This window comes from Staphylococcus sp. 191, from assembly GCF_011174885.1.
Taxonomy (GTDB): domain Bacteria; phylum Bacillota; class Bacilli; order Staphylococcales; family Staphylococcaceae; genus Staphylococcus; species Staphylococcus coagulans.
The window spans coordinates 105228-130982 of sequence record NZ_PNRJ01000004.1; the positions used below are offsets into that span (position 1 = coordinate 105228).

The 25755-nt window shown below is 35.8% G+C and carries 27 protein-coding genes; 4 read left to right on the forward strand and 23 right to left on the reverse strand.

Annotated features, from left to right (window positions below):
• The first annotated feature begins 20 nt into the window (after positions 1-20).
• On the forward strand, positions 21-878 hold the full coding sequence (locus C1H58_RS04575) for an AraC family transcriptional regulator (RefSeq protein ID WP_165545487.1): 858 nt from the start codon (positions 21-23) through the stop codon (positions 876-878).
• Positions 879-984: 106 nt separating this feature from the next.
• On the opposite strand, the gene gndA is transcribed toward C1H58_RS04575, so the two are convergent.
• Positions 985-2388, reverse strand: a complete 1404-nt coding sequence (gndA, locus tag C1H58_RS04580; RefSeq protein ID WP_165545488.1) for an NADP-dependent phosphogluconate dehydrogenase — start codon at positions 2386-2388, stop codon at positions 985-987.
• A gap of 74 nt (positions 2389-2462) precedes the next feature.
• The gene (locus tag C1H58_RS04585) at positions 2463-3578 is read right to left on the reverse strand and encodes a tripeptidase T (protein ID WP_165545489.1); all 1116 of its coding nucleotides are present in this window, start codon (positions 3576-3578) and stop codon (positions 2463-2465) included.
• A gap of 321 nt (positions 3579-3899) precedes the next feature.
• Here C1H58_RS04585 and prli42 point away from each other — a divergent pair, with 321 nt between their 5' ends.
• Positions 3900-4001: a stressosome-associated protein Prli42 gene (gene prli42 / locus C1H58_RS04590; protein ID WP_155976431.1), complete on the forward strand. Its 102-nt coding sequence runs from the start codon at positions 3900-3902 to the stop codon at positions 3999-4001.
• 72 nt (positions 4002-4073) lie between these two features.
• Here prli42 and C1H58_RS04595 read toward each other — a convergent pair whose 3' ends face one another.
• From C1H58_RS04595 to C1H58_RS04690, 20 genes are all read right to left on the reverse strand, one after another.
• Positions 4074-5054, reverse strand: a complete 981-nt coding sequence (locus C1H58_RS04595) for an aromatic acid exporter family protein (RefSeq protein WP_103356223.1) — start codon at positions 5052-5054, stop codon at positions 4074-4076.
• An 11-nt stretch (positions 5055-5065) separates the two neighbouring features.
• Positions 5066-5503, reverse strand: a complete 438-nt coding sequence (gene brxB / locus C1H58_RS04600; RefSeq protein ID WP_016425141.1) for a bacilliredoxin BrxB — start codon at positions 5501-5503, stop codon at positions 5066-5068.
• A 324-nt stretch (positions 5504-5827) separates the two neighbouring features.
• Positions 5828-7141, reverse strand: coding sequence for a dihydrolipoamide acetyltransferase family protein (locus C1H58_RS04605; protein ID WP_165545490.1), 1314 nt, complete (start codon positions 7139-7141; stop codon positions 5828-5830).
• Positions 7142-7152: 11 nt separating this feature from the next.
• Positions 7153-8136, reverse strand: coding sequence for an alpha-ketoacid dehydrogenase subunit beta (locus tag C1H58_RS04610; protein ID WP_050330836.1), 984 nt, complete (start codon positions 8134-8136; stop codon positions 7153-7155).
• A gap of 2 nt (positions 8137-8138) precedes the next feature.
• Entirely contained in the window at positions 8139-9128 is a 990-nt protein-coding gene (locus C1H58_RS04615; protein ID WP_165545491.1) for a thiamine pyrophosphate-dependent dehydrogenase E1 component subunit alpha, read from the reverse strand.
• 20 nt (positions 9129-9148) lie between these two features.
• Positions 9149-10573: a dihydrolipoyl dehydrogenase gene (gene lpdA / locus C1H58_RS04620; protein WP_165545492.1), complete on the reverse strand. Its 1425-nt coding sequence runs from the start codon at positions 10571-10573 to the stop codon at positions 9149-9151.
• 12 nt (positions 10574-10585) lie between these two features.
• Positions 10586-11644 (reverse strand): butyrate kinase, encoded by a 1059-nt coding sequence (gene buk / locus C1H58_RS04625; protein WP_165545493.1) that lies wholly within the window; start codon positions 11642-11644, stop codon positions 10586-10588.
• Positions 11645-11706: 62 nt separating this feature from the next.
• Positions 11707-12600: a phosphate acyltransferase gene (locus tag C1H58_RS04630; protein WP_165545494.1), complete on the reverse strand. Its 894-nt coding sequence runs from the start codon at positions 12598-12600 to the stop codon at positions 11707-11709.
• Between the two features lie 6 nt (positions 12601-12606).
• On the reverse strand, positions 12607-14289 hold the full coding sequence (gene recN, locus C1H58_RS04635; protein WP_165545495.1) for a DNA repair protein RecN: 1683 nt from the start codon (positions 14287-14289) through the stop codon (positions 12607-12609).
• Positions 14290-14302: 13 nt separating this feature from the next.
• Positions 14303-14755, reverse strand: a complete 453-nt coding sequence (gene ahrC / locus C1H58_RS04640; protein WP_050330830.1) for a transcriptional regulator AhrC/ArgR — start codon at positions 14753-14755, stop codon at positions 14303-14305.
• Positions 14756-14919: 164 nt separating this feature from the next.
• Positions 14920-16797: a 1-deoxy-D-xylulose-5-phosphate synthase gene (dxs, locus tag C1H58_RS04645; RefSeq protein ID WP_050330829.1), complete on the reverse strand. Its 1878-nt coding sequence runs from the start codon at positions 16795-16797 to the stop codon at positions 14920-14922.
• A gap of 69 nt (positions 16798-16866) precedes the next feature.
• Positions 16867-17748, reverse strand: a complete 882-nt coding sequence (locus C1H58_RS04650) for a polyprenyl synthetase family protein (protein WP_165545540.1) — start codon at positions 17746-17748, stop codon at positions 16867-16869.
• Entirely contained in the window at positions 17729-17953 is a 225-nt protein-coding gene (locus tag C1H58_RS04655; protein WP_016425152.1) for an exodeoxyribonuclease VII small subunit, read from the reverse strand. The genes C1H58_RS04650 and C1H58_RS04655 overlap by 20 nt, the downstream gene beginning before the upstream one ends.
• Positions 17937-19283: an exodeoxyribonuclease VII large subunit gene (gene xseA / locus C1H58_RS04660; RefSeq protein WP_165545496.1), complete on the reverse strand. Its 1347-nt coding sequence runs from the start codon at positions 19281-19283 to the stop codon at positions 17937-17939. Before xseA ends, C1H58_RS04655 begins: the two co-directional genes overlap by 17 nt.
• Before the next feature lie 8 nt (positions 19284-19291).
• Positions 19292-19684 (reverse strand): transcription antitermination factor NusB, encoded by a 393-nt coding sequence (gene nusB / locus C1H58_RS04665; RefSeq protein ID WP_050330826.1) that lies wholly within the window; start codon positions 19682-19684, stop codon positions 19292-19294.
• Between the two features lie 32 nt (positions 19685-19716).
• On the reverse strand, positions 19717-20082 hold the full coding sequence (locus tag C1H58_RS04670) for an Asp23/Gls24 family envelope stress response protein (RefSeq protein WP_050330825.1): 366 nt from the start codon (positions 20080-20082) through the stop codon (positions 19717-19719).
• Positions 20083-20102: 20 nt separating this feature from the next.
• Positions 20103-21458: an acetyl-CoA carboxylase biotin carboxylase subunit gene (accC, locus tag C1H58_RS04675; RefSeq protein ID WP_050345583.1), complete on the reverse strand. Its 1356-nt coding sequence runs from the start codon at positions 21456-21458 to the stop codon at positions 20103-20105.
• 1 nt (position 21459) lies between these two features.
• Positions 21460-21921 carry an acetyl-CoA carboxylase biotin carboxyl carrier protein gene (gene accB / locus C1H58_RS04680; protein ID WP_165545497.1) on the reverse strand — a complete coding sequence of 154 codons (462 nt, stop codon included), beginning with the start codon at positions 21919-21921 and terminating at the stop codon, positions 21460-21462.
• A gap of 198 nt (positions 21922-22119) precedes the next feature.
• Positions 22120-22677: an elongation factor P gene (gene efp / locus C1H58_RS04685; protein ID WP_016425158.1), complete on the reverse strand. Its 558-nt coding sequence runs from the start codon at positions 22675-22677 to the stop codon at positions 22120-22122.
• 27 nt (positions 22678-22704) lie between these two features.
• A complete protein-coding gene (locus C1H58_RS04690; RefSeq protein ID WP_060829866.1) occupies positions 22705-23766 on the reverse strand; it encodes a M24 family metallopeptidase in 1062 nt (353 codons plus the stop codon).
• A gap of 93 nt (positions 23767-23859) precedes the next feature.
• Here C1H58_RS04690 and C1H58_RS04695 point away from each other — a divergent pair, with 93 nt between their 5' ends.
• Entirely contained in the window at positions 23860-24465 is a 606-nt protein-coding gene (locus C1H58_RS04695) for a hypothetical protein (RefSeq protein ID WP_165545498.1), read from the forward strand.
• Between the two features lie 25 nt (positions 24466-24490).
• Complete coding sequence (locus tag C1H58_RS04700) at positions 24491-24706, forward strand: SA1362 family protein (protein ID WP_037559273.1); 216 nt, start codon at positions 24491-24493, stop codon at positions 24704-24706.
• Between the two features lie 80 nt (positions 24707-24786).
• On the opposite strand, the gene C1H58_RS04705 is transcribed toward C1H58_RS04700, so the two are convergent.
• Positions 24787-25617: a lipoate--protein ligase family protein gene (locus C1H58_RS04705; protein ID WP_060829864.1), complete on the reverse strand. Its 831-nt coding sequence runs from the start codon at positions 25615-25617 to the stop codon at positions 24787-24789.
• Positions 25618-25755: the final 138 nt, after the last annotated feature.

A 25755-nucleotide genomic window follows, 5' to 3' on the forward strand; every position in this document is an offset into this window, starting at 1 on the left:
GAGTATAGGGAGTGAAAATTTTGGACGTTATCAAACAGTTGCAACGTGCTATAGTCTATATGGAAGATCATCTTTTAGAATCGTTTGATTTGCAAACATTAAGTGAATACGTTGAAATTTCTCCTTATCATTTAGAACAATCTTTTACGATGATTATAGGCCAAACCCCTCGTGAATATTGTCGAGCTAGACGATTAACGTTAGCTGCCAAAGATTTAATTCAAGGTGCAAATCGGTTAATCAATGTGGCTAAACGCTATCATTATGAAGATGTGAATGATTTTGCACATGATTTTAGTGATTATCATGGGGTTTCGCCGTTACAAGCTAAATTGAAGCAAGATCAATTGAAAATGCAAGAAAGATTGTATTTGAAATTATCAACAACTTCACGTCCCCCACTTCCTTATCGTCTTGATAATATGGGAGGCTATACTTTAGTGGGACATTCTCGTTTTATCCCTTCTAATGAATTAGATAATCATTTTATTGTGCCTGACTTTCTTGAGGATTTGAAAGCAGATGGCCGATTGAAAGAGATGATCCGCTATAATGATCGCAGTCCTAGCGAATTATTTGTTGTAAGCTGTCCTTTAGACCAGGGCTTGGAAGTTTTTGTAGGTGTGCCAAGTGAGCGTTTGCCTGCACATTTAGAAGATCGTTTCTTTGCTGAACGTCAATTTGCATTGTTTAATTTACAAGGAGAGATTGATTATGTCATAAGTGAAGCTTGGCATTACATAGAAACTAGTTTACAACTGACTTTACCTTTTGAGCGTAATAGTCTTTACGTTGAAATTTATCCATTTGAGATTTCTTTTGAGGATCCATTTACGAAAGTACAACTTTGCGTACCAGTCAATATTGACGATGAATAATATTTGAAGTTACAGATAGCGTTTAAATAAAGATATTAAAAAGAGACTCGCAACTTATTGCTTGCGAAGTCTCTTTTTTTAATCAATTTATATCATCCAAAATGAATTACTCTGTCCAATGTGTATGGAATGTACCTTCTTTATCTTTACGTTGGTAAGTGTGCGCACCAAAGTAATCGCGTTGTGCTTGGATTAAGTTAGCAGGTAATTCAGCTGAACGATAACTATCATAGTAGTTAATACTTGCTGCAAAACCAGGAATTGCAATACCGTTTTGAACACTTGTTGCCACGACATCACGCAATGCAGATTGATATTCTGTAACAATATTTTTAAAGTAATCATCTAATAAAAGATTTTGTAATTGATTGTCTTTGTCGTAAGCATCTTTAATTTTTTGTAAGAATTGCGCACGAATGATACAACCTTCTCTCCAAATCATCGCAAGTTCGCCTAATTGTAAATTCCAATTATTGTCTTCACTTGCAGATTTCATTTGGTCAAATCCTTGCGCATATGAACAAATTTTACTCATGTATAAAGCGCGACGGATTTTTTCAAGAAATGCTTCTTTATCCCCATCAAATGAAGCAGAAGGACCATTTAAAAGCTTTGAAGCATTGACACGTTGTGTTTTTAATGAAGAAATAAAACGTGCAAATACAGATTCAGTAATGATTGTTAATGGTGCTCCTAATTCTAAAGCGTTAATCGATGTCCATTTACCAGTACCTTTTTGTCCAGCTTGGTCCATGATTTTTTCAACCAGGGGTTCGCCATTTTCATCTAATTTTGTAAAGATATCTCCAGTGATTTCAATAAGGTAACTTTCTAACTCGCCAGCATTCCAAGATTTGAATGTTTGAGAAATCTCTTCATGTTGCATACCGAGTAAATCTTTCATAATGATATAACTTTCAGCAATAAGTTGCATATCTGCATACTCGATACCATTATGTACCATTTTAACGTAATGACCAGCGCCGTTTGGTCCAATATAAGTCACACAAGGTGTTCCGTCTTTCGCTTTAGCAGAGATAGCTTCTAAAATGTCTGCCACTTTTTCATAAGCTTCTTTTTGTCCACCAGGCATCATTGAAGGACCAGTTAGGGCACCTACTTCACCACCGGAAACACCCATTCCGATAAAGTTAATACCACTTTCAGCTAATGCTTTATTTCTACGAATCGTATCTAAATAGTTTGTATTACCACCATCAATTAAAATATCGTCATTATCAAGTAAAGGTAATAAACTTTCGATTGTTTTATCTGTAGCTTCACCAGCTTTAACCATTAATAATATTTTACGTGGTTTTTCTAAAGAATTTACAAATTCTTCAATTGAATAAGTTGGAACAATGTTTTTTCCTTTAGATTCTTCAACCATTAAATCTGTTTTTTCAGAAGAACGATTAAATACTGATACACTGTAGCCACGGGATTCAATATTCCAAGCTAGGTTTTTACCCATTACGGCTAAACCTACTACACCAATTTGTTGTGTCATTTTACTAACCTCTCTTATTTATAAATTACGGACTTATTGTACCATATAATAAGTCATGAAACACTTTCGCAATCTTATTTAGCGATTTCAATGATTTTAAGAACGTAATTTGCTAAATCATTTAAAGATTGTTTAGAAATACGTTCTTCTGTCGTGTGTATTTTTTCATAGCCGACGCCTAAAATGACAGAAGGAATACCTAATTTATTAATGATGTTGCCGTCTGAACCGCCGCCACCGACATTGGCTTGCATATCAAAGCCAAGCGCACGGGAAGCTTGTTCAGCAATTTGATACACTTTGTCTTCAGGCTGAATTCGAAAGCCTGGATAAGAGAGTGAAGTTTCAACTTCTGCATGACAATTAAATTGCTCTGCAGTCGATTGAAAGGTTTTCTCCATATGTTCGATTTGTGCATCTAATTTTTCTTTTGAATGAGAGCGTACTTCTGCCCATATATTAACGAGATCAGTGACGACATTTGTGGGACCTCCCCCTTGGAACTTTCCAATATTTGCTGTTGTTTCATGATCAATTTGTCCTAATTTCATTTGACTGATGGCTTTTGCTGCAATATTGATAGCACTAATGCCTTCATCAGGTGTGCTCGCATGTGCTTTTTTACCATGAATTGTTGCATTAACTTTTGATTGATAAGGTGCCCCAGTAGTGACATGTCCGACTGGTACTGAAGAATCAATAGCGTACCCATAATCAGCATCTAGATCCTCTTTTCGTAATGCTTTAGCCCCTACTAAGCCTGATTCTTCTCCGACTGTAATCACAAATTGAATTTGTCCGTGTTGAAGATTTTTCTCTTGAATCACTTCAAGAACTTCAAATATAACGGCTAAACCTGCTTTATCATCTGCCCCTAAAACAGTAGTTCCATCTGAATAAATAAATCCATCTGCTTTGATAACAGGCTTCACACTTCGACCTGGCTCAACAGTATCCATGTGACTCGTAAAATAAATTTTGTCATACTCTGCATGAGTGGCTGGTAATGTACAGATTAAATTATTTGCACCAAATCCTGTTTCTTGTCGTGCTTGGTCTTCAACAACTTTTAATCCCAAAGTCTCGAATTTATGTTTTAAGATGGGTTGAATGATTTCTTCGTGCCCTGTTTCAGAATCAATTTGAACTAATTCAAGAAATGTATTTAACAATCTTTCTTCATTAACCATTATGTCACCTTCCTTTTAACTTTAATGTCATTTTATCGAAAAACCCACATTATGCAAAATATCTAATTTTGAAGCATAGTTAAAATTGCTTTGGCGTTTTGAATTAATGAATGTTATAATTTCGTTATTAGTCATTGATGATAAGCGTCAACGGTATTAAGTTCATTTAATAGTGACGTATTTAACGTAAGTATCAATGAATTGGCTATTTATTGTGATGTTATCGATGGTTTTCATCGAGGGATGAAGTACAGTTGATGTCATTTTTAAAACCATGAATGTATAGTCAAATTTCGAGATGATGACTTGGAGGCGTAGATTTTGTTAAATAAAAAGGTTAGAAAAGTTTTATTAATTGTCATGCTTTTAGCAATCGTCGCGTCACTTATTTTAACAGGTGTCGCACCTTTGTTAAGTATGTAGTGGATGTTAAAAAGCTGATGTCTCATGGGGACATCAGCTTTTTATATTTCTTTTATCGAATATTTCAGGCGACTATTGAACTTCGTGGTGCATTTTTAGTGATCCAAATTTAGATTTAATCGTTAAATATTCTTCAGTATCATATAAAATTTGTATCATACTTGAGCGTGTATGAAGCTCTTCATGTGTGGTGGGTAAAGGCAATTGTTCGATTTCCAAACGAATTTGGTAAAGTGTGTGAAGGCGTAACGCTGTATAGTTATTTTCATTCACATTTTCCGCCATTTCTTTAAATAAATGAGAGACACGTGCGCTCATGACATCATCAGCATGAATATGTTCGATATGATCCTTAATCCGTTTTAAAATTTCAACTTGGTCTTCTCGCATGTCGAAATAATGATAGTAACTATTTTCATTACGAACAAAGTGATTTTTAACATCTCTAAAAGCGAGTGATTTTGCTTCTTGTATTGTTTTAGAAAGAGAAACAAATGAAACATTAGGATGATTGTTATGTTGAGCGCAGGCATCGCTGTACACATAGAAAATCCGTTTAATTTGAGATTCTATCTCCCGCTTATATTTAGATAATGCGTGATCGAGATTTGGCATAATCGTATTCATTGTAAAAGCGATGGATAAGCCAACGATTAACAATAAAATCTCATTGATTACTAGGTCAAAATTGATTACTTTTGCATTAAAAAAGTGAAGTAAAATGACAATACTTGTGACGACACCTTCTTGCATGTTAATCATTACTGTTGTAGGAATAAAAAATAAAACAATTAAGCCGAGTACCCAAGCATGTTGACCGAGTAAAGTGAAAATCGTTGCTCCAAAGGCGATAGCGATAAGACAGGAAATAAAACGAGAAACGATGGCATGTACAGAGTTCATTTTTGTATCTTTGATACATAAAACAACTAAAATAGCACTAGATGCGTAATTATCCAACCCTAAAAGCTGTGCAATGATTACACCTAGTGCCATGCCTATCGCAGTTTTAATCGTTCTTAATCCGATACGGTATGGATTTAAACGTAACATGCGACGTCACCCTACTTTTCAACACAGTAGCGATCAAACAAACGTTGCAATTGAGTGATGACATCCATTGTATCGTGTCCCTCGATTTGGTGACGTTCCACCATTTCAGTAATTTTGCCATCTTTCATCAGTGCAAAAGAAGGACTAGATGGTGCATACCCTTCGAAATAATCTCTTGCACGTTGAGTCGCTTCTTTATCTTGACCGGCAAATACTGTAACAAGACGGTCAGGCAACACATCGTAATGTAAAGCGTGCATTGCAGCTGGACGTGCAATTCCTCCTGCACAGCCACATACAGAATTCACCATGACTAAAGTTGTACCCTCTTGCTTGAAAACTTGATCCACTTCTTCTTCTGTCGTTAATTGTTCATAACCAGCATGGTCCATTTCTGAACGCGCTTGCTGAACGACATTATTCATATATAAATCAAAATTTAAATCCATTTTGACATTCCTCCATACATTAGGCTTAAACTATTTTTATTTTACTAAACGTTCATGTGGACTGCAATCATTCTATGTCCGCTTTTAATGTCGAGCAAATATTCATACATAAGGTAACCGATATGATTCCCTATATAATACATCAAAAGCAGATGTATATTTTTCATAAAAAGAAAAAGTTGAGCGCTACATGCCCAACCTTTTCTTTATGATTATTATATAAAATGCTGATGCTTTTTTAAATAACTTAAATTGTATTATCCTAGACCTAGTACAACGAAAGAATTTAGCTTGTACTATAAGATTTGAATCGTTATTTTCAGATTAATATACTTGCGTATGCTCTACAGTGTAGCTTTCAATACGTTGTTTTACTTCATTTAGGAATTGCCCTGCTTGTAAACCATCAAGTATACGATGATCTATAGATAGACAGAGATTGACCATTTGACGGATTGCAATCATATCATCAATGACAACAGGTCGCTTTACAATCGATTCCACTTGAAGTATTGCAGCTTGTGGATGATTAATAATGCCCATAGAGCTTACAGAGCCGAATGTCCCTGTATTATTGACAGTAAAAGTACCGCCTTGCATATCTTCATGAGTTAATTGATGGCGACGTGCTTTTTGCGCTAATTCATTTATTTCACGCGCAATACCTTTGATGGATTTTTCATCCGCATGATGAATAACAGGTACGAATAGTTTGTCTTCATGCGCGACAGCGATTGAAATATTCACATCTGAATGAAGAATAATTTCATCTTCATGCCACGTACTATTGAGAAGTGGATATTTTTTTAAAGCTTCAGCAACAGCTTTTACAAAAAAGGCAAAATAAGTTAAATTATAGCCTTCCTGTGCTTTAAACTGTACTTTATAGTGATTTCTAGTTTTAGTTAATTCAGTGGCATCCACTTCTACTTTCATCCAAGCATGTGGAATTTCTTGAACACTTTGTACCATTTTTTTAGCAATTTGTCTGCGTACACCGTTAATTGGAATGGTTTGTGAATGCTTGTCATGTGAAGAAACATGCGTATTTTCATGATTTGTAGCTGGCTCCTGAATGACTGGTTCTTCAACAGTCTGGTTGTGTGTTCCAGATGTTTCGGATGTTTGCGTTGCTTGAGATGCTATCCCTTGGCCGGCGATATGCGCTTCAATATCTTTCTTTGTCACACGACCTTCAAAACCAGTACCTTCTACATTTGCTAAATCAATATTATGTTCCGATGCTAGACGAAATACGACTGGTGAAAAACGGCCGTTATTTTTAACTTTAGTATCCGCTTTATCTTGATTAGAAGCTACAGATTGAGCTGCATGTATGGCTTCAGTCGATGTTGATTCTTCTTGCTGTTCAATAGATGTACTTACGGATGAATCTGCATCATGATTTACAACTTCCATTTCGCATATCACTGCACCGACTTCGATTGTTTCGCCTGCTTGTGCAATAATTTTAGTGATTGTACCAGTATATGAAGAAGGCACTTCGGCTGTAACTTTATCTGTAATGACTTCGCATAAAGGATCATATTCTTCGATTTGATCGCCTTCATTGACTAACCATTGCTCAATCGTTCCTTCATGGACACTTTCTCCAAGTTTTGGCATTTTAATTTCCATGATGATCCTCCTTAAAAGCGCGCAAGTTCACGCATTTTATTTTTTATTTTATCTGGATTAATCATAAATTCGTCTTCGAGTGGAGGCGAAAATGGCATTGCTGGCACATCAGGACCAGCAAGTCGCATAATTGGCGCATCTAAATCAAATAAGCAATTTTCAGCGATAATTGCTGCCACTTCAGATAAAATACTTCCTTCTTTATTATCTTCAGTAACTAACAAACATTTACCTGTTTTTTTCGCGCAACGGACAATCGTTTCTTGATCAAGTGGATATACCGTCCGTAAATCTACAACCTCAACATCAATATTTTCATCTTTTAATACATCAGCGGCTTGTAAACAATAATTAACTGCAAGTCCATATGAAAATACTGTAATGTCTCTACCCTCACGCTTAACATCTGCTTTGCCTAACGGTACAGTGTAAAACGTTTCTGGTACTTCCTCTTTTAATAATCGATATGCCTTTTTATGTTCAAAAAAGAGCACAGGATCATTAGATGCGATAGAAGCAAGTAATAAACCTTTCGCATCATACGGTGTTGAAGGAATGACAACTGTTAAACCTGGTGTTGACGCAAACACACTTTCAATACTTTGGGAATGGTATAAAGCGCCATGTATGCCACCTCCAAACGGGGCACGAATTGTTAAAGGTGCGTGCCAATCATTATTAGAACGGTAACGTAATTTTGCAGCTTCACTCATAATTTGGTTTGTTGCAGGTAGAATATACTCGGCAAACTGTATTTCAGCAATCGGACGTTTGCCCATCATGGCTGCACCTATAGCTGAACCGACTATATTTGATTCAGCCAATGGTGTATCTAATACCCGATACTTGCCATATTTCTCTTGTAAACCTGCTGTAACGCCAAATACGCCTCCCTTTTTACCCACATCTTCACCTAATATAAATGTTTGAGGGTCTTGTTCTAAAGAAAGATCCAACGCTTGTTTAATTGCTTCTAAGTAAGTAATTTTAGCCATGTTTAAAGCCCTCCTTCTTCATAGACATATTGGTAAGTTTCTGATGCATCAGGATAAGGTGAAGCTTCAGCCTCTTTTGTTGCTTTATTTACAATGGCTTGATTCTCTTGCTCGATTTCATCAAACCAATCACGATCGACTAATTCATTATCGATGAGATAAGATTTGAATTTTAAATTACAATCATTTTCTTTATCTTGCGCTTTTTCTTCATTAGAACGATAACGGTCATCATCGTCGGAGGAGTGTGCTGTTAATCGTGTACACATTGCTTCAATGAGTGTAGCGCCTTCACCGTTAATCGCGCGTTCTCGAGCAGCTTTAACAGCACCATAAACCGCGATAGGATCATTTCCATCAACTGTTTCTCCAAACATACCATAACCTTTAGCACGGTCTGAGAGCTGTTCAGCGCCATACTGCAATTCTTTAGAAACTGAGATTGCATATTTATTGTTTTCTATTAAACAAATAAATGGTAAATCGTGAACGCCTGCAAAATTAAGCCCTTCATGAAAGTCGCCTTGGTTAGAACTTCCTTCGCCAAGTGTTGTCAACGCGACCTGTTGTTTGTTATCCATTTTAAATGTCAATGCCGCACCTACAGCATGTAATATTTGAGTGGCAACAGATGAACCTTGAGACATAATCCCTACTTCTTTTTTACTAAAATGTGAAGGCATTTGTTTTCCGCCAGAGCTAATATCATCTCTTTTACCGAATGCTGATTGCATTGTTTCTAATGGAGTCATCCCTAAATAAGTAACGAGTGCGAGGTCTCGATAATAAGGGGCTGTTACATCTCCTTTTTGAAGTGCATAAGCAGTCCCAATTTGAGTTGCTTCTTGCCCTTGACAACTAATTACGAATGGGATTTTACCTGCTCGATTTAATAACCACATTCGCTCATCAAGTTTTCTTCCTAAGTCCATTGCTTGATATATTATCTTTAAATCATCAACTTCTAGTCCTAGACTTTTATAATCTTTCATATTCATTTCCCTCCTTATATCTATATATGGATAGATTGATTATTCATTTTAAGACCGAGTTCCATCATTAATTCTGAAATCGATGGGTGTGCATGTGTAGATAAGCCCAATTCTAAAGCTGAACCATTCATAAATTGTAATACGCTGAGTTCATTAATTAATTCAGTCACATGTGGACCCACGAGTGTAGCGCCAATAAAACTTTCTGAATCTTTATCAAATAAAAGTTCAGCAAAGCCCTCAGGTTGATTGGCCGATTCAATCATCGCTTTTCCGTTCGCTCTAAATGGCGCCTTAACAATTTTAAAGTTCAATCCTTTTTGTTTCGCTGTTTCTTGGTTCACCCCTATAGATGCAATTTCTGGTGATGAATAAACACACTTTGGCATTTGATTATAGTCTATTGGTAATGGATTTTCATTAAACATATGTTCAACGGCTATAACGCCTTCCCGTGCAGCTACATGCGCTAATTGTAGATGACCAATCACATCGCCTGCAGCATAAATATGTTGATCCGCTGTCTGCATCCATGCATTCGTTAAAATCATCTGCTTTTCATTTAGCTCAACCTTTGTATTGTTAAGCCCAATGTCCTGCGTATTTACACTTCTACCGATTGAAACAAGAACTTTCTCAGTAGAGAAAGGATGTTCAACATTAAAAGTTACTTTATCAGTATGAATTTCAATATCTTCCTCATTGAGTGCTGTATTTGTATAGAAAGTGACGTCCTGTTGCTCTAATTCTTTTTGAATCAGACGACTACTCTGTTGACTTTCACTAGGAAGGATTCTTGGACCTGCCTCTATGACATAGACTTTGACACCAACGCTACTCAAAAATGATGCAAATTCTAACCCTATGACGCCACCCCCGATAATCGTCATTGACTGAGGTAGTGCGGTTAACGTCATCATGTCATCACTACTTAAAATTTGTTCGTGATCAAAAGGTAAAAATGGCAGCGCCAGTGGGTTTGATCCTGTTGCGATCAGAACATAATCATTAGGTAATAATTCAGAAGATCCGTTTTCATATTCCACTGAAACTGTTCCGCTTTGCGGTGTGAAAATAGAAGCACCTAACAAGCGACCAACCCCATTAAATACATCGATTTTATGTTGCTTCATTAAACTTTGAACGCCTTGATGCATTGTTTCTACAATTCGATTCTTGCGTTCCATCACTTGTGGGAGGCTAAACTGAAATGTAGAAGGCTCCGCTTGAATCCCATATTGATCGGCATTTTGCATTAAATGATAGACTTCAGCTGATTTGAGAAAAGATTTTGTTGGGATACATCCCTTATGTAAACATGTGCCTCCAACTTTTGATTTTTCTACTAAGGCCACATTTTTTCCTAATTGACTCGCCCTTATTGCAGCAGAATAACCTGCAATGCCACCACCTAAAATAACGACATCATATTTTTCTTTTGTCATAATATTTATCTCCTATCGATACGTTTGGATTGATATTTCTTGGTTAAATGCACGTTGTGATTGGTCGGCCAACGTTGTCATTTCATGTTCTCCGGCATAAACAGAAATAGGTGCGATCCAATCTACGTAAGTTGAGATCAATTCGACGAGTTGCTCATTATAACTCATTCCACCTGTTAAAATAATTTGATCAACTTTTCCTTTCAAAATAGCAGCACGTTCTCCAATCACTTTTGAAATTTGAATTGCCATTGCACCAATGAAAAGTCGTACTTTTTCATCCGTATCGTAAGACATCATGATTTCTTTCAAATTTGAAGTCCCAAAATACGCAGTCAGTCCAGATTCACGACTGAGAATTGCATTTAACTTTTCAGCAGATAACTGATTCCTCTCCATATAAGTTATCAGTAAATCATTCGGTATACTTCCTGCTCTATCCATAGCCATTGGTCCTTCGCCATATAGTGCTTCGTTGACATCGATGACACGACCTTGTTGATGGGCACCAATACTAATCCCGCCACCCATGTGGGCGACTATCACATGGACATCTTCATAGTTTTTATTAATGCTTTTCGCATATTTGCGAGCCATCGCTTTTTGATTGAGTGCGTGAAAAACACTGCGTCGTTGGATATCCGGTATCCCTGTCACACGTACTTCATCGATTAATTCGTCTACAACAACAGGATCAGTTGTAAATACAGGAATATGATATTTTTGACCTAAACGATAACCAATCATTGCACTTAAGTTCGCAGCATGAGCACCATAATTAAATGATTTAAGGTCGTTATACATGGCTATATTCACTTCATAGGTTCCGCCTGACAATGGCTTTAGTAAACCGCCACGACAGGCAATAATATCTATATTATCAAGTGTTTGATGATGAGATAATAAATCTTGTTCAATCAATTGTTGACGTGTTTGTTCTTGTTCTAACAAAGTTTGATTAATAACTGAACTTGAATGTTTAATATTTTCATTTAAAATACATTCATCATTACGGTAGATTGCATATTTACTCGATGTACTACCAAGATTTAAAACGAGTGTCGTTACCATAGAATACCTTCTTTCAAAACTTCAACAAATTCCATTTTATATAATGGTTGCGAAACAGAACGCTAAATAAATTTTAGCGCAACCAATATTGAGTTCACTTTATTTTCTATACTATCTGCTCTAGATGTAAGTACAATAGGAAAGCGTGCGCCTAAAATCAAGCTCGCAACTTTTGCATGGCCAAAGTAAGTAAGCGATTTATAGAGAACATTTCCTGCATCAAGACCAGGTACGATTAAGACATCAGCATTGCCAGCTACTTTCGTGTGTATCCCTTTTTGGATTGCACTTTTCTTATCAATTGCATTATCTAAAGCATACGGACCTTCAATTAGGATATCCTCATCGATTGGGTGCGACGCATAAAATTGCTGTAATGTTTGCGCTTTTAAAGTTGAAGGGATTTTGCTACTGACTTTTTCAACGGATGATAAAAGTGCAATATTTAATGAGTCATAGTCTAGTTGTCTCGCAAAACGGACAATATTATTAATCATTGCTTTCGTATCTTCAACTGAAGGGTCGATATTTAAGGCTACATCAGAAATCATGAGTAATTTGTGATAAGTCGGTATTTCACATATTGCAAGATGATTGAGGAAAGGTTTTGAATCCACTGCATTTCTTTTTAAAACTGCTGATAAAATTTGAGCAGTCGGGATTTGCCCTTTCATCAAGACATGTGCTTTTTGATGATAGAGATCGTCTAAACAGTGTTCTATTGCTTCATCTTGAGATTCAAATGTATGAATATGAATGCGTGTTAATAACTCTGGCGATAGGTCAAATGAACGTATCATCTCTGAAGCATCTTGATAATTGTATAATATAAATTCCGCTTTAGTTTTATTCAAAACTTCAACAATCACGTTGATTAATGGCTCTTCAGTTGCATTAATCATTGCAATGGTTCCACTAAAATTTTGATGTCCTTTTAGTAATGCTTTAAAATTCATATCACATCATCCTTTAAGCCTTTGATTTTGTTCTATCATTTCTTTCGCATTTTGTTTTGTAAGATCAGTTACAGTCGCCCCTGAAATCATTCGAGCAACTTCAGTAATACGAGATTCCCAGTTTAGCTCTTGTACGGTTGTCGTTGTACGCCCCTCTTTTTCTTGTTTGGATATATATAAATGATGGTCACTCATGGACGCAACTTGTGGCAAATGAGAAATACAGATGACTTGTATCACAACAGATATTTCTTTCATTTTTTCAGCCATTTTTTGAGCGGCCTGACCTGAAACACCTGAATCCACTTCATCGAATAGAATTGCTGTTTGTCCTCTAGAACGCACAAAAATACTTTTCAATGCCAGCATAATACGTGATAATTCGCCACCACTTGCAATTTTATTTAAACTTTTTAAAGGTTCACCTTTGTTTGGACTAATTAAAAATTCAACACGTTCAAGGCCTTCTTTTTGTGGTTGGTCGTATGGCTTAAATGATATTTCGAGATTTGCGTCCTTCATTTGTAAATTCTGTATTTCATTAACAATCCGATCTCTCAGTTGTCGGGCGACAAGTCTTCTTTCTTTGGACAAAACCTGACCATGCTCAATTAACTGAGCAGATAACTGCTTTATCTCATTTCGTAATTGTGAAGTGCTTTCTTCGTAGTTTTCAATCTTATCAATTTCCTCAGCGATTTTAGATTGATACGTGATTAACTCAGAAATGTCCTTTCCGTATTTTCTTTTTAAGTTGTTTAATAAATTCATACGTGATTCAAGTTCATTTAAATATTGCTCGTCGAAATCAGTTCGATTAATTTCATCATAGATCTGATGTTTTGCATCTTCTAAAGTATAGTAGAATTGGTCGACATCTTCTTTCAGTTTTTGAAATGTTTCTGGTAATATCTCATCAATTGTCTGCAAATGTGTGCTTAATGTATAAAGTCTATCAGGGATTGCTTGTTCGTCGGTCAACGTTTCATAAGCCGCATTAAGTGCAACACTTAAGTTTTCTGAGTTTTGAATTCGCTTAATATCAATTTCTAATTGTTCGATTTCGCCTTCTTTTAATTGGGCTTCTTTTAATTCGTCATATTGAAATTTCATTAAGTCCAGACGTTGTAACAAAGCTTGGTCTGCAGATTCAAGTGCTTCAAGCTCTTTAATTTTTGAGTGATGTTGATTAAATGTCTCTTCATATTGACTTAATGCTTCTGCATATTGTCCGTCTGAATAGCGATCAAGTAATTCGATATGATATTTTTGTTTAAGTAAAGTTTGAGTTTCGTGTTGTCCATGAATATCGAGCAGTGCCTGCATCACTTTCCTCAAATCTTGTAGCGTTACGGTTTGATTATTGATGCGGCAAATACTTTTACCCGAACTAAATATTTCACGTTTTACAATTAAGAAGTCTTCATTAATATCAATACCCAGCGCATTTAATTCTTGTATTGCCTCTTCAGCGTGATCAATATCGAAAATGCCTTCAATAATCGCTTTTTTCTCACCGTGTCGGACAAAATCGGACGATGCGCGCATACCAATTAATTGACCAATAGCATCGATAATAATTGATTTACCTGCACCTGTTTCACCACTTAATACTGTAAGTCCGTCTGAAAATTGAATATCTAGCGTTTCTATTATTGCAAATTGTTTTATAGAGAGACTTTGTAACATCTAACATCCACCCTTATAACATATTGAATATTCTTGCCTTAATTTCATCTGCCGATAAATGGTCTTTACAAATAATAAGGCATGTGTCATCTCCACAAATCGTCCCTAGAACTTCTTCCCAATCAATTTGATCGAGAATGGCACCTATTGATTGCGCATTACCTGGTAACGTTTTTAATACTAACAAATTGTTTGCACTATCAATTTTTACAAATGAATCCATAAGATAACGACCCAGCTTTTCTAAAGGATGATAGCGTCGGTCGTTAGGTAAGCTATAAATATATTGACCACTAGCGGCTGGAACTTTAATCAGTTGAAGTTCTTTAATATCACGAGACACAGTGGCTTGTGTTACATTCATTTCATAATCATTTAAGCGCTTTACAAGTTCGTCTTGTGTTTCAATTTGTTCATTAGAAATAATTTCTCTGATTTTTATATGTCTCACAGATTTTTTAGGCATATTTGACACCTCATAACGAATATTTATACATTGATTTTACCATAATCTTATATGATTTACCTAATCAAGACATGCGTAAGTATAGTCATTTATGCATACTAAGAATAATAAAAAGGGGTTGAGACTTCTTGGCGTCCCAACCCTGCTAAACCATACATATTTGACTACTGATTTTTATTTAAAAATTCTTGTACTGTATGAACAAGGGGTTGGCATGTTAAACCTAAATCTTCAAGAATTTGGTCTACATTCCCATGTTCGATATAAATATTATCAATACCTAGGCGCTTGACACGATTTGTAAATGAATGATCAGTGAAATAATTAGCAATTTGACTACCCAATCCACCATTAAGCATGCCTTCCTCTACAGTAAGTACTGGAATATTGATTTCACCTAATTGCTTTAATGTAGCCTCATCCATTGGCTTAATGTAGCGTGCATTAATAACACGGGCCTTGATGCCAAGTTTTGATAACTCATCCGCCACTTCCGTGAGTGTTGACACTGTAGGGCCGTAACTAATGAGAGCAATGTCGTCCCCTTCTGTTAGAGTTTCCCATGAGCCAATAGGGATATGACTGCGATTTTCATTAATTTTAACACCTAATCCATTGCCACGAGGATAACGAATTGCGATTGGACCTTGCTCATAATGCATAGCAGTATAAATTAAATCCTTCGCTTCATTTTCATCTTTAGGCATCATAACGGTCATATTTGGAAATTGCGTTAAGAAACCAACATCAAAGATACCTTGATGTGTTTCGCCATCAGCACCAACTAAACCTGAGCGATCAATACCAAAAATAACGTTTAAGTTTTGACGATCTACATCATGTAATACTTGATCGTATGCACGTTGCAAGAAAGTTGAATAGATTGCAACGTATGGTTTCATACCTTCCATTGCAAGGCCAGCAGCCATTGTAACCGCATGTTGCTCTGCGATACCAACGTCAAAAAACTGTTCTGGAAGCTCAGATTGGAATTTAGTGAGTTTAGAACCGACTGGCATCGCAGGTGTAATCGCAACAACGCGTCTATCCTTTTTAGCATATGAAAGAATTTCGTCGCTCATCAATTGACTCCATGATGGTCCTACAGGTTGCCCTTTTATTTGCTCACCGGTATCAAGTTTATAAGGTCCAAGGCCATGCCAAGTTCCAATCTTATCGTTTTCGGCTGGATGATAACCTTTACCTTTTTTTGTTACCACATGAATTAATACAGGCTTATTAATCGAGTCGGCAGCTGTCAACGCATTTTCCAACTCTTCAAAATTGTGGCCATCAACAGGTCCGATATAACGAATACCTAATTCCTCGAAAAATGCACCATCTACAACTAAATATTTTAAACTATCTTTAATACGGTCAGCAGATTCACGTAATCGGCTTCCCCCAGGTAATCGACTTAACACGCTTTCTGCATCGATTTTAAGACGATTGTAGCTTTGATTCATTCTAATTCGGCCTAACATATTATGCATTGCACCCACGTTAGGCGCAATGCTCATCTCGTTATCATTTAATATAATCGTCATATTCGTACGATCATGGCCGATATTGTTTAAAGCTTCAAGCGCCATTCCTCCAGTTAGGGCACCGTCACCTATTACAGGGACAATGTGGTTATGTTTACCTAGTATATCTCGTGCTTTAGCCATGCCCATTGCTGCTGATAATGATGTGGAGCTATGCCCGGCTTCCCACACATCATGTTCAGATTCTTTTAATTTTGGAAATCCACATAATCCTTTATATTGTCTTAATGTATTAAAATCATGTCCACGACCCGTTAAAATTTTGTGCGTATAGCTTTGGTGGCCTACGTCCCAAATAATTTTATCTTCGGGGCTATTAAAATGCTTGTGTAAAGCAATCGTCAATTCAACGACACCTAGATTAGCGCCGATATGCCCCCCGGTTACAGCACATGTTTGGATTAAAAACTGTCTTATATCGTGACTCAATGATTCAAGCTCACTTACAGAAAGACTTTTTAAAAATGAAGGATCCTGTATATTTCTTACGTCCATTGAAATCACCCTTAATTTTTATGTCATTATGATTATAACATTACATGACTTTTATAGTATAGATTGAAATTAATTCTGTCGCTGATAAAAAAGCGTTAATAATTGCATTAAATCGGTTGTGTTATAGTTTGTGGACAACTGATTTAACAGTGTTTCCGCATTTTGAATATGGTTTTGAAGTTGTACTTCAGCCTCAGCTTGACCTAGTAAAGAAACATATGTGCTTTTATGGTTGGCTTCATCACTACCTACAGGTTTACCTAACTGGTGTGCATCACCATAAACGTCCAAAAGGTCGTCTTTAATTTGAAATATGACGCCAAGATACTTAGAAAATTGAATTAACTGCTGTGTTACTTCAACTGGGGGTTGTGCGATAATTGTTGCTGCTTCAATTGCAAATACAATAAGTGCCCCCGTTTTATGAGAATGAATTTGTTCCAATTGCTTAAGATCAATCGCTTGATTTTCACTTTGCATATCTAAAACTTGGCCACCCACCATACCTGTATGGCCACTTGCTTTACTAAGGGATTGAATCAATTTCACCTTTTTTTCTGCACTAATGTCTTCATTATTCGTAATCATTTCAAATGCCTTGGTAAGCAATGCATCACCAGCGAGTATTGCGAGCCATTCACCATAAACCGTATGATTTGTCGGTTTACCACGTCTTAAGTCATCATCGTCCATAGCAGGTAAGTCATCGTGTATTAACGAATATGTATGAACCATTTCAAGTCCTAAGGCGACACTAAAGCCACTTTTTAATTGCTTTGGATTTAACATTTGAAGGGTTGCTAGCAAGAGTAAGGGTCTAATACGCTTTCCTCCCGCTTCCAATGAATAACGCATACTTTCTTCTAAACGGGTTTTTAGACTCGTATCGTTAACTGAACGATGCAATACCTCGTTAAATTGGTCTAATAAGTTACTCAGATTTTGGTTCATCACTTTCATCTGCCTCTTCGTCCATAAGTTGTGAAACTTTCTTTTCTGCATTTTTTAAAGTTGTTTCACATGACTTTGATAGTGCTATTCCTTTTTGATACAGTTCTAATGATTTTTCTAAAGAAATCGTATCATTATCTAACTGATTCACAATTGATTCGAGTTCTTGCATCATTTCTTCAAATGAATTATTTTCTGTTGTCATTATTCCACCTTACCTTTTTAATTGTTGCATCTAGCTTCCCATCTTTCATTGTGACTTCAATATTGTCACCTTCGTGAATATCTTGGCTACTTGTGACTACATTATCGTCCTTCATCACAATCGAGTATCCTCTTAACATTGTTTTCGTTGGGCTTAAATTATCAAGCGTAAGCAACTTTTGTTCAAACTGCTGCTTCTTTTGTGTGATGATACGCTGCATTTGCTTATTCAATGCGCTTTTAAAATCTAAAGATTGCTGTTTTTGACGCTGAATATAATCATAAAAATACTTGATGCGAATACGTTGCTGAATGATATGAAGGCGCTGTTTTTCATATTGAAAACGATATTGCATAGACTGATGAAGCATTCGGTCTAAGTCGTCGCGCTTTTGTGTTTGTTGGTCGTACAAAAGCGAAGGTTGCTTAAATTTATAATAAGATTGATATTGATTCAATTGCTGTGTTGCTTGCTTTAAATATTGCTTTATAAAACGATTTAAGTAATGACGACTTTTTGCCAATATCTGCAAAAGCTCTTTTTGATCAGGTGTAGCTAACATAGCTGCTTGAGTCGGTGTAGCAGCCCGTAAATCTGCCACATAATCACTTAATGTGGTATCTGTTTCATGACCTACAGCAGAAATGACAGGTGTTTGGCATGAAAAAATAGCTTTAACCACTTCTTCTTCATTAAAGTTCCATAAATCCTCTATAGAGCCACCGCCACGACCTAAAATGATGACATCAACATCTAAACTATCTGCATATTGCAATTTTTCGATGATATCATTTTTAGCCTGACCCCCTTGTACAAGGGTACTGATTTTAATCTGTTCTGCCAAAGGATAACGGCTATTGAGTGTGTTTTGAATATCACGAATTGCAGCACCAGTGCTTGCGGTTAATATTGCAATTTTTTTCGGATATTTTGGCACTAATTTTTTATGTGATTGATCAAAATAGCCTTCTTTTGTGAGCTTAAGTTTTAACTGTTCGAATTTTTGATATAAGTTACCAACACCGTCAAGTTGCATTTTGTTTACATAGATTTGGTAATTACCACGACGTTCATAAACAGAGACACGTGCTTCAATGAGGACTTGATCGCCTTCTTTAGGTTCAAAATCCAAATGTGCCGCTTGGGCTTTGAACATCATAGCGGCAACAACGCTATCTGCATCTTTAACAGCAAAGTAAAGATGGCCACTGCTATGTCTTTTGAAATTTGAAAGTTCACCTTTGATTAGAACAGATTGGAGATGTGGATCTTGGTCGAATTTGAATTTAATGTATTTTGTTAACGCAGAAATTGTTAAATATTTTTCCATGTTATCACTCAATTTCTTTTGATATGACTTAATACGCCATTGATAAATTTATAATTGTCGTCATCACTAAATTGTTTAGCCAATTCAACAGCCTCGTTAATAATAACTTTTTCTGGTGTGTCACTATGATCAATTTCAAATGTCGCCATTCTTAAAATGATGCGGTCTGATTTTAGTAAACGTGGTATTGTCCAACCATTTAAATGTGGGCTAATCTTTTCATCTAACACATTTTGGTGGTCTTTGACACCAGAAACAAGCCATTTAATGAAGTCAAAATCTAAATCGGGATAGTCATCTTTAATAAAGCTAATGGCTTCATCGATTGTTAGTTCTGTATCTTTCATTTCTAGTTGAAATAATGTTTGAAAAGCTTGACTTCTCGCTTGTTTTCTACTCAATTTATTACGCTCCGTTCTTAAAAAATTAGTGACTATTTTTTAGCCATTTCTATATGTGTAATGTGAACATTAATTTGTTGTGGTGAAAGTGCAGTCATTGTATGAATAGCACTATGAATGGATTCTTGAACTTTCAATGCTGTTTCTGACACTTTAACGCCATATTGTAATGAACAATAGACATCGATAAAAATTTCATTGTCTTTCGTGTCAATTTTGATACCTTTGCTTAAATTTTTGCGTCCAAAACGTTCTAATGTGGAATTTTTCAAGTCAGAAAATACACCATGTACCCCTTTTACTTCTGAAACAGCAATACTAGCAATTAAGGAAATAACTTCGGGAACGATTTCGACTGTACCTAGATTTGGGTTAAAATTTTCAATTGATTTAACCATATGAAATACCTCCATTCAAATTAATCTTCATTATTCATGATATCGTATATCTCTAAAAACTTTGTGCTAAAGAAACCTTCATTAAAAACAGGATGGTTTAACAATCGGATATGAAATGGAATTGTTGTGTCAATACCTAAAACTACAAATTCGTTCAAAGCACGTAAACCAGACATAATGGCTTCTGCTCTAGTAGGTTGATGTACGATAAGTTTCGCAACCATTGAGTCATAGTACGGAGGTATTAAATAATTTGTATAACAAGCAGAGTCGATACGAACGCCAAACCCGCCTGGTGTCAAATATTGTTCGATTTTGCCAGGTGAAGGCATAAAGTTTTTATAAGGATTTTCTGCATTGATACGGAACTCAATCGCATGCCCATTGATCTTGATATCTTCTTGTTTATAAGGGAGTTGCTCACCCATGGCAACTTTTATCTGTAGTTTCACTAAATCAACACCTGTTACCATTTCTGTAACAGGATGCTCAACTTGGATTCTCGTATTCATTTCCATAAAATAAAACTGGTTTTCATCCAAATCATAAATAAACTCTATGGTACCTGCATTAAAATAATTAACGGCTTTTGCTGCCCTTATTGCAGCATCGCCCATTTCTTTCCTTTTTTCTTCAGTTAAAATTGGTGATGGTGATTCTTCGACTAGCTTCTGCATGCGCCGTTGAATAGTACAATCGCGTTCTCCTAAATGAATCACATTGCCATGTTCATCCCCAATAACTTGTATTTCAATATGTCTGAAGTTCTCGATAAATTTTTCTAAATAAAGACCGCCATTACCAAATGCAGTTTCAGCTTCTTGTTGAGTCATTTTATAGCCATTAATCAATTCATCTTTGTCTCGTGCAATACGTATACCTTTACCGCCACCACCAGCTGTGGCTTTAATAATAACAGGATATCCAATTTTATCTGCAGTTTGAATCGCATCTTCTATTGTATTGACTAATCCTTCACTACCGGGTACGACAGGTACATTTGCGCGCTTCATCTCTTCTTTGGCAATATCTTTAATTCCCATTTTTTGAATAGATTCATAACTTGGCCCAATAAACTTAAGTTGAACCGCTTCACACAATTCAGCAAAATCCCCATTTTCTGCTAAAAAGCCATATCCTGGATGAATTGCATCGCAGCCAGTCGATGTCGCTATCGATAATATGTTAGGTATATTCAAATATGAATCTTTTGATTGCTTAGGTCCTACACAGTAGGCTTCGTCAGCTAGTTGAGTATGTAATGCATCTTTATCGCCTTCTGAATATATCGCTACTGTTTGGATACCTAATTCGTGGCACGCACGAATAATTCGTACTGCAATCTCACCACGGTTTGCAATTAATATTTTTTTCATGTTATTTCACCTTGAATAAGGCTTGGCCATACTCAACCATTTGTCCGTCTTCAACGAGAATTTCAACGATTTCTCCTGAGACTTCAGCTTGAATTTCATTAAACAATTTCATCGCTTCAAGAATGCAGACAGTCGTATCATTAGATACTTGATCTCCAACTTGAACATATGCGCTTTCTTCTGGTGAAGGTGATTTATAGAATGTACCAACCATTGGTGCGTTGATAGTTTGAAGTTGATCATCACTTGAAGTTGCTTGGTTCATATTTTGATCAGGTGTTGATGATACTTGTTCAGTAAATGTATTAGGAGCTCCAATAGGTTGCGTCGGTGCAATTTGTTGAGTGACAATTTCTTTTTCTTTTTTTAGATTAACGATAGTCCCTTTATCTTCTATATTAATTTCAGTTAAGTTAGAGTGATCTAGAATATCGATTAATTCTTTAATCTCTTTAAAATTCATTTTGGTTACTCCCTTATGATTGATTATTTCTACCTTACTATTTTACTTGAGTGAAAGGGGCAATTCAAGAAAAGTCGTAATTCATGTGTTGTCATATCGAAAAACATTAAATCAAAAAAAGACTTGCATCGGATGTATAAAACATGATGCAAGCCCTTTTTATTTAGGTATATGTTAGATATTGAACGATGAATACAATTACGCGCGTGAAACGTAACTTCCATCTGTTGTATTAATCACTAAGACGTCGCCTTCGTTAACAAATAATGGCACGTTTAATGAATAACCTGTTTCAACAGTAGCTGATTTTGTTGCTCCTGTCGCAGTATCACCTTTGATACCTGGTTCTGTTTCAGTTACGCGTAGTTCAACAGTTTTTGGAAGTTCTACGCCAATTGTTTCGCCTTCATATGTTTGAATTTGAACATCCATGTTAGCAACTAAAAACTTCAATTCATGTTCTAAATATTGTGTTGTAAGTTCTGTTTGTTCAAATGTTTCATTGTCCATAAATACATGGTTGTCTCCATCAGCATATAGATATTGCATACGACGGTTTTCAATCATAGCAGGTTCTACTTTTTCACCAGCACGGAATGTTTTTTCTTGAATTGCACCTGTTCTTAAATTACGTAATTTTGATCTCACAAAAGCAGACCCTTTACCAGGTTTAACATGTTGGAATTCTAAAACTTTCCAAATACCATTATCGACAGAAATGGTTAAACCTGTTTTAAAATCATTTACAGAAATCATTCAGTTTCCTCCTCAGATTCACTCTTCTTATAAAATAATAAGGTCTTTTCGACAATTAGTAAAGCATTGACCGCCATTTTCTGTAATTAAAATGTCATCTTCAATACGAACACCACCAAGACCATTTACATATATACCCGGTTCGATCGTAACACAGTGATTGATTTCAAGAACGGTATCAGATTTTTGAGAAAGCGCTGGTTGCTCATGTACATCTAATCCAATACCATGACCTAATGAATGACCAAAATTGTCGCCGTAGCCCGCATCAGTAATCACTTGACGTGCGATTGAGTCGATTTCTTTACCAGTCATACCTGCTTGAATCGCCTGGATTGCTGTTTCTTGACTTTTTAATACGATGTTATAAATTTTGATCATTTCGTCAGAAGGTTGCCCCACCGCAAATGTTCTCGTAATATCAGAACTGTAGCCTTGGTAGTAAGCTCCAAAATCTAAAGTAACCATATCCCCGGATTCGATTACTTTATCTGATGCGACGCCGTGTGGTAGTGCGCCTCTTTTACCAGAAGCAACGATTGTATCAAATGATGTATCATCTGCACCTAGATGTAACATTTTACTTTCCAAATGTGCTTTTAATTCTTTTTCTGTCATACCTGGTTTTGCCACAGTCAGAATATGTTCGTAAGCTTGGTCAACGATATCCGCTGCCTTTTGAATCAATTTAATTTCGTCCGCATCTTTTACGCGACGAATTTTTTCAATTTCATCTCCTATTGATATTAAATCGTGACGACCTTGATTTAATTTTAAAAAGGCATCATAAGAAACAAGGTGTCCTTCAAAGCCTATATTTTGAAGGTTTAATTCTTGAATTTGTGTGATTACACTAGAATAAAGATCACTTTCTTGTTTAACAATTTCAAATAATGGTGCCTGTTCAGTTGCTTGATCGATATAGCGAAAATCCGTAATTAAACGGGCTTGATCTTGTGTAATTAATAAGCCGCCGCTTGTTCCAGTAAAGCCAGATAAATAACGTCTATTGAAATCTGTGAGAACAACTAGGCCATCTAAATGTTTTTCTTGTAATAGACTTCTTACTTTATTTATTCTATTTTTCATGATATTTTCCTCCTTGATATTTGTACTTAACTATATGATACCTTAAAATATAAACAAGTATAATGAAAAACTATTAATGTTTAGGAGTTTATTATGAAAAAAAGAATGTTTGCGAGTTTAGGGCTAACGTTGTTACTAGCGGGGTGTGGGAGTCAAAATTTATTGCCTCTTGAAGAAAAAAGTACGGATTTGAGTGACAAAAATCATGATTTGAAATTAGAAAATCAAGAACTCAAAAATGAGAATCATAAAAAACAAAAGCAATTAGATGCGTTGAAAAAAGACTCAGAAAATACTGGACAAGCTAAAACAAACAAAAAAATTGCAGATTACTTACAAATATCTTCAAAATATTATGGCTCAGTAACAAAAACAATTAATGACTATCAAGCGATTGATAATCAAATTATGAAGAATAAAAAGGATCAAGATGTTATGGATCAACTTGATGGTGTTATTGAAGCGCATGATGATGCGATTAATCAATACAAAGAGAGCGTGAATGATTTATCGATTGTAAAAAAAGATGATAATGTAAAAAAACAACATAAACAAGTGTTGAAAGTACAAAAAGACATCAAAACAGCCTTAACTGAAATTAAAAAAGGTTATGCAAAAAAAGATTTGACTTCTATTCAAAGAGGACGTCAAAATTTGACAAACATTCAAGTAAAGAATGATAATTTGAAACAAAATTAAAGAGGTGTAAATAGAGATGAGTGCTTTGCAAAAAATCCTATTTGGTATCGTGATTATTATTGCGATAATCGGGTTAGTGTTGAATTTAGATCTTGTTTTATTTGGAATATTTAAATCAATTATCATGCTTATTGTGATGATTGCTGTGATTTATTTGATTTATTTCTTTTTCTTTTTAACGCCCGATCAAAGAAATTATAAATTGAGAGTGTGGAAAAATCGTTATCGACGCCGCAGATAATCCTTTAAGCGAGAAATATTAACTAAGAACAATAAAAAGCATGGCACAGTAATTCGTGTCATGCTTTTTATTCATTGATTTTATTTTCTGTATAAAAATGCTTCCGAGCGATATTTTTCTTCCAACGCTTTTACTTCTTCTTGTTGAGCCTCGGTCAATTCAAGCGGTTGATATTCCAAATCTAAAGCTTTTTTAAAGCCTTCTTTAAAGGCTACTTCCATTTCGGTTAATGATACATGACTATCAGACAAATCATTAATTGCAACCGCTTTTTCTACAAAAGCTTCCTTCATTTTGGCTTTTAATCGATCATTTTTAAAAATAAACATATCAAATAGATCATCGATATCGACATCTTGTAGTATTGAACCGTGTTGTAAGATAACACCTTTTTGACGTGTTTGCGCACTTCCGGCGATTTTTTTACCTTCGACAACAAGTTCATACCAGCTTGGCGCATCGAAACATACCGAACTTCGTGGTTGTTTAAGTTTCTCACGTTCCTCTTTAGAGCGAGGTACTGCAAAATATGCATCAAAACCGAGTGACTTGAAGCCTTCCAATAAACCTTCAGAAATGACGCGGTACGCTTCAGTTACTGTTTTAGGCATATCTGGATGAGACTCAGGAACGATCACACTATATGTTAACTCTTTATCATGTAAGACACCTCTACCTCCAGTTTGTCGTCTTACAAGTCCGTAACCTTTTTCTTTTACTTTGTCGATATCGATTTCTTTTGATAAACGTTGGAAATAACCAATCGACAATGTCGGTGGATTCCACGTGTAAAATCTGATGACGGGGTCGATTTCCCCTCTTGAGACAAAGTTTAATAATGCTTCATCTAATGCCATATTATAATATGGGTCATGGCTCCCTGTATTAATAAAATGCCAAGTTTCTGTCATTTGACTTAAAGCCTCCTATGAACGACTTTGGCATATGTAGTGATTATATAAAAATACTAACATATGTCACAATATAAAAATTTTGATAAATCAGTCTATCAGTCTTATAATAATAATATCGGTATTTTAGGGAGGATG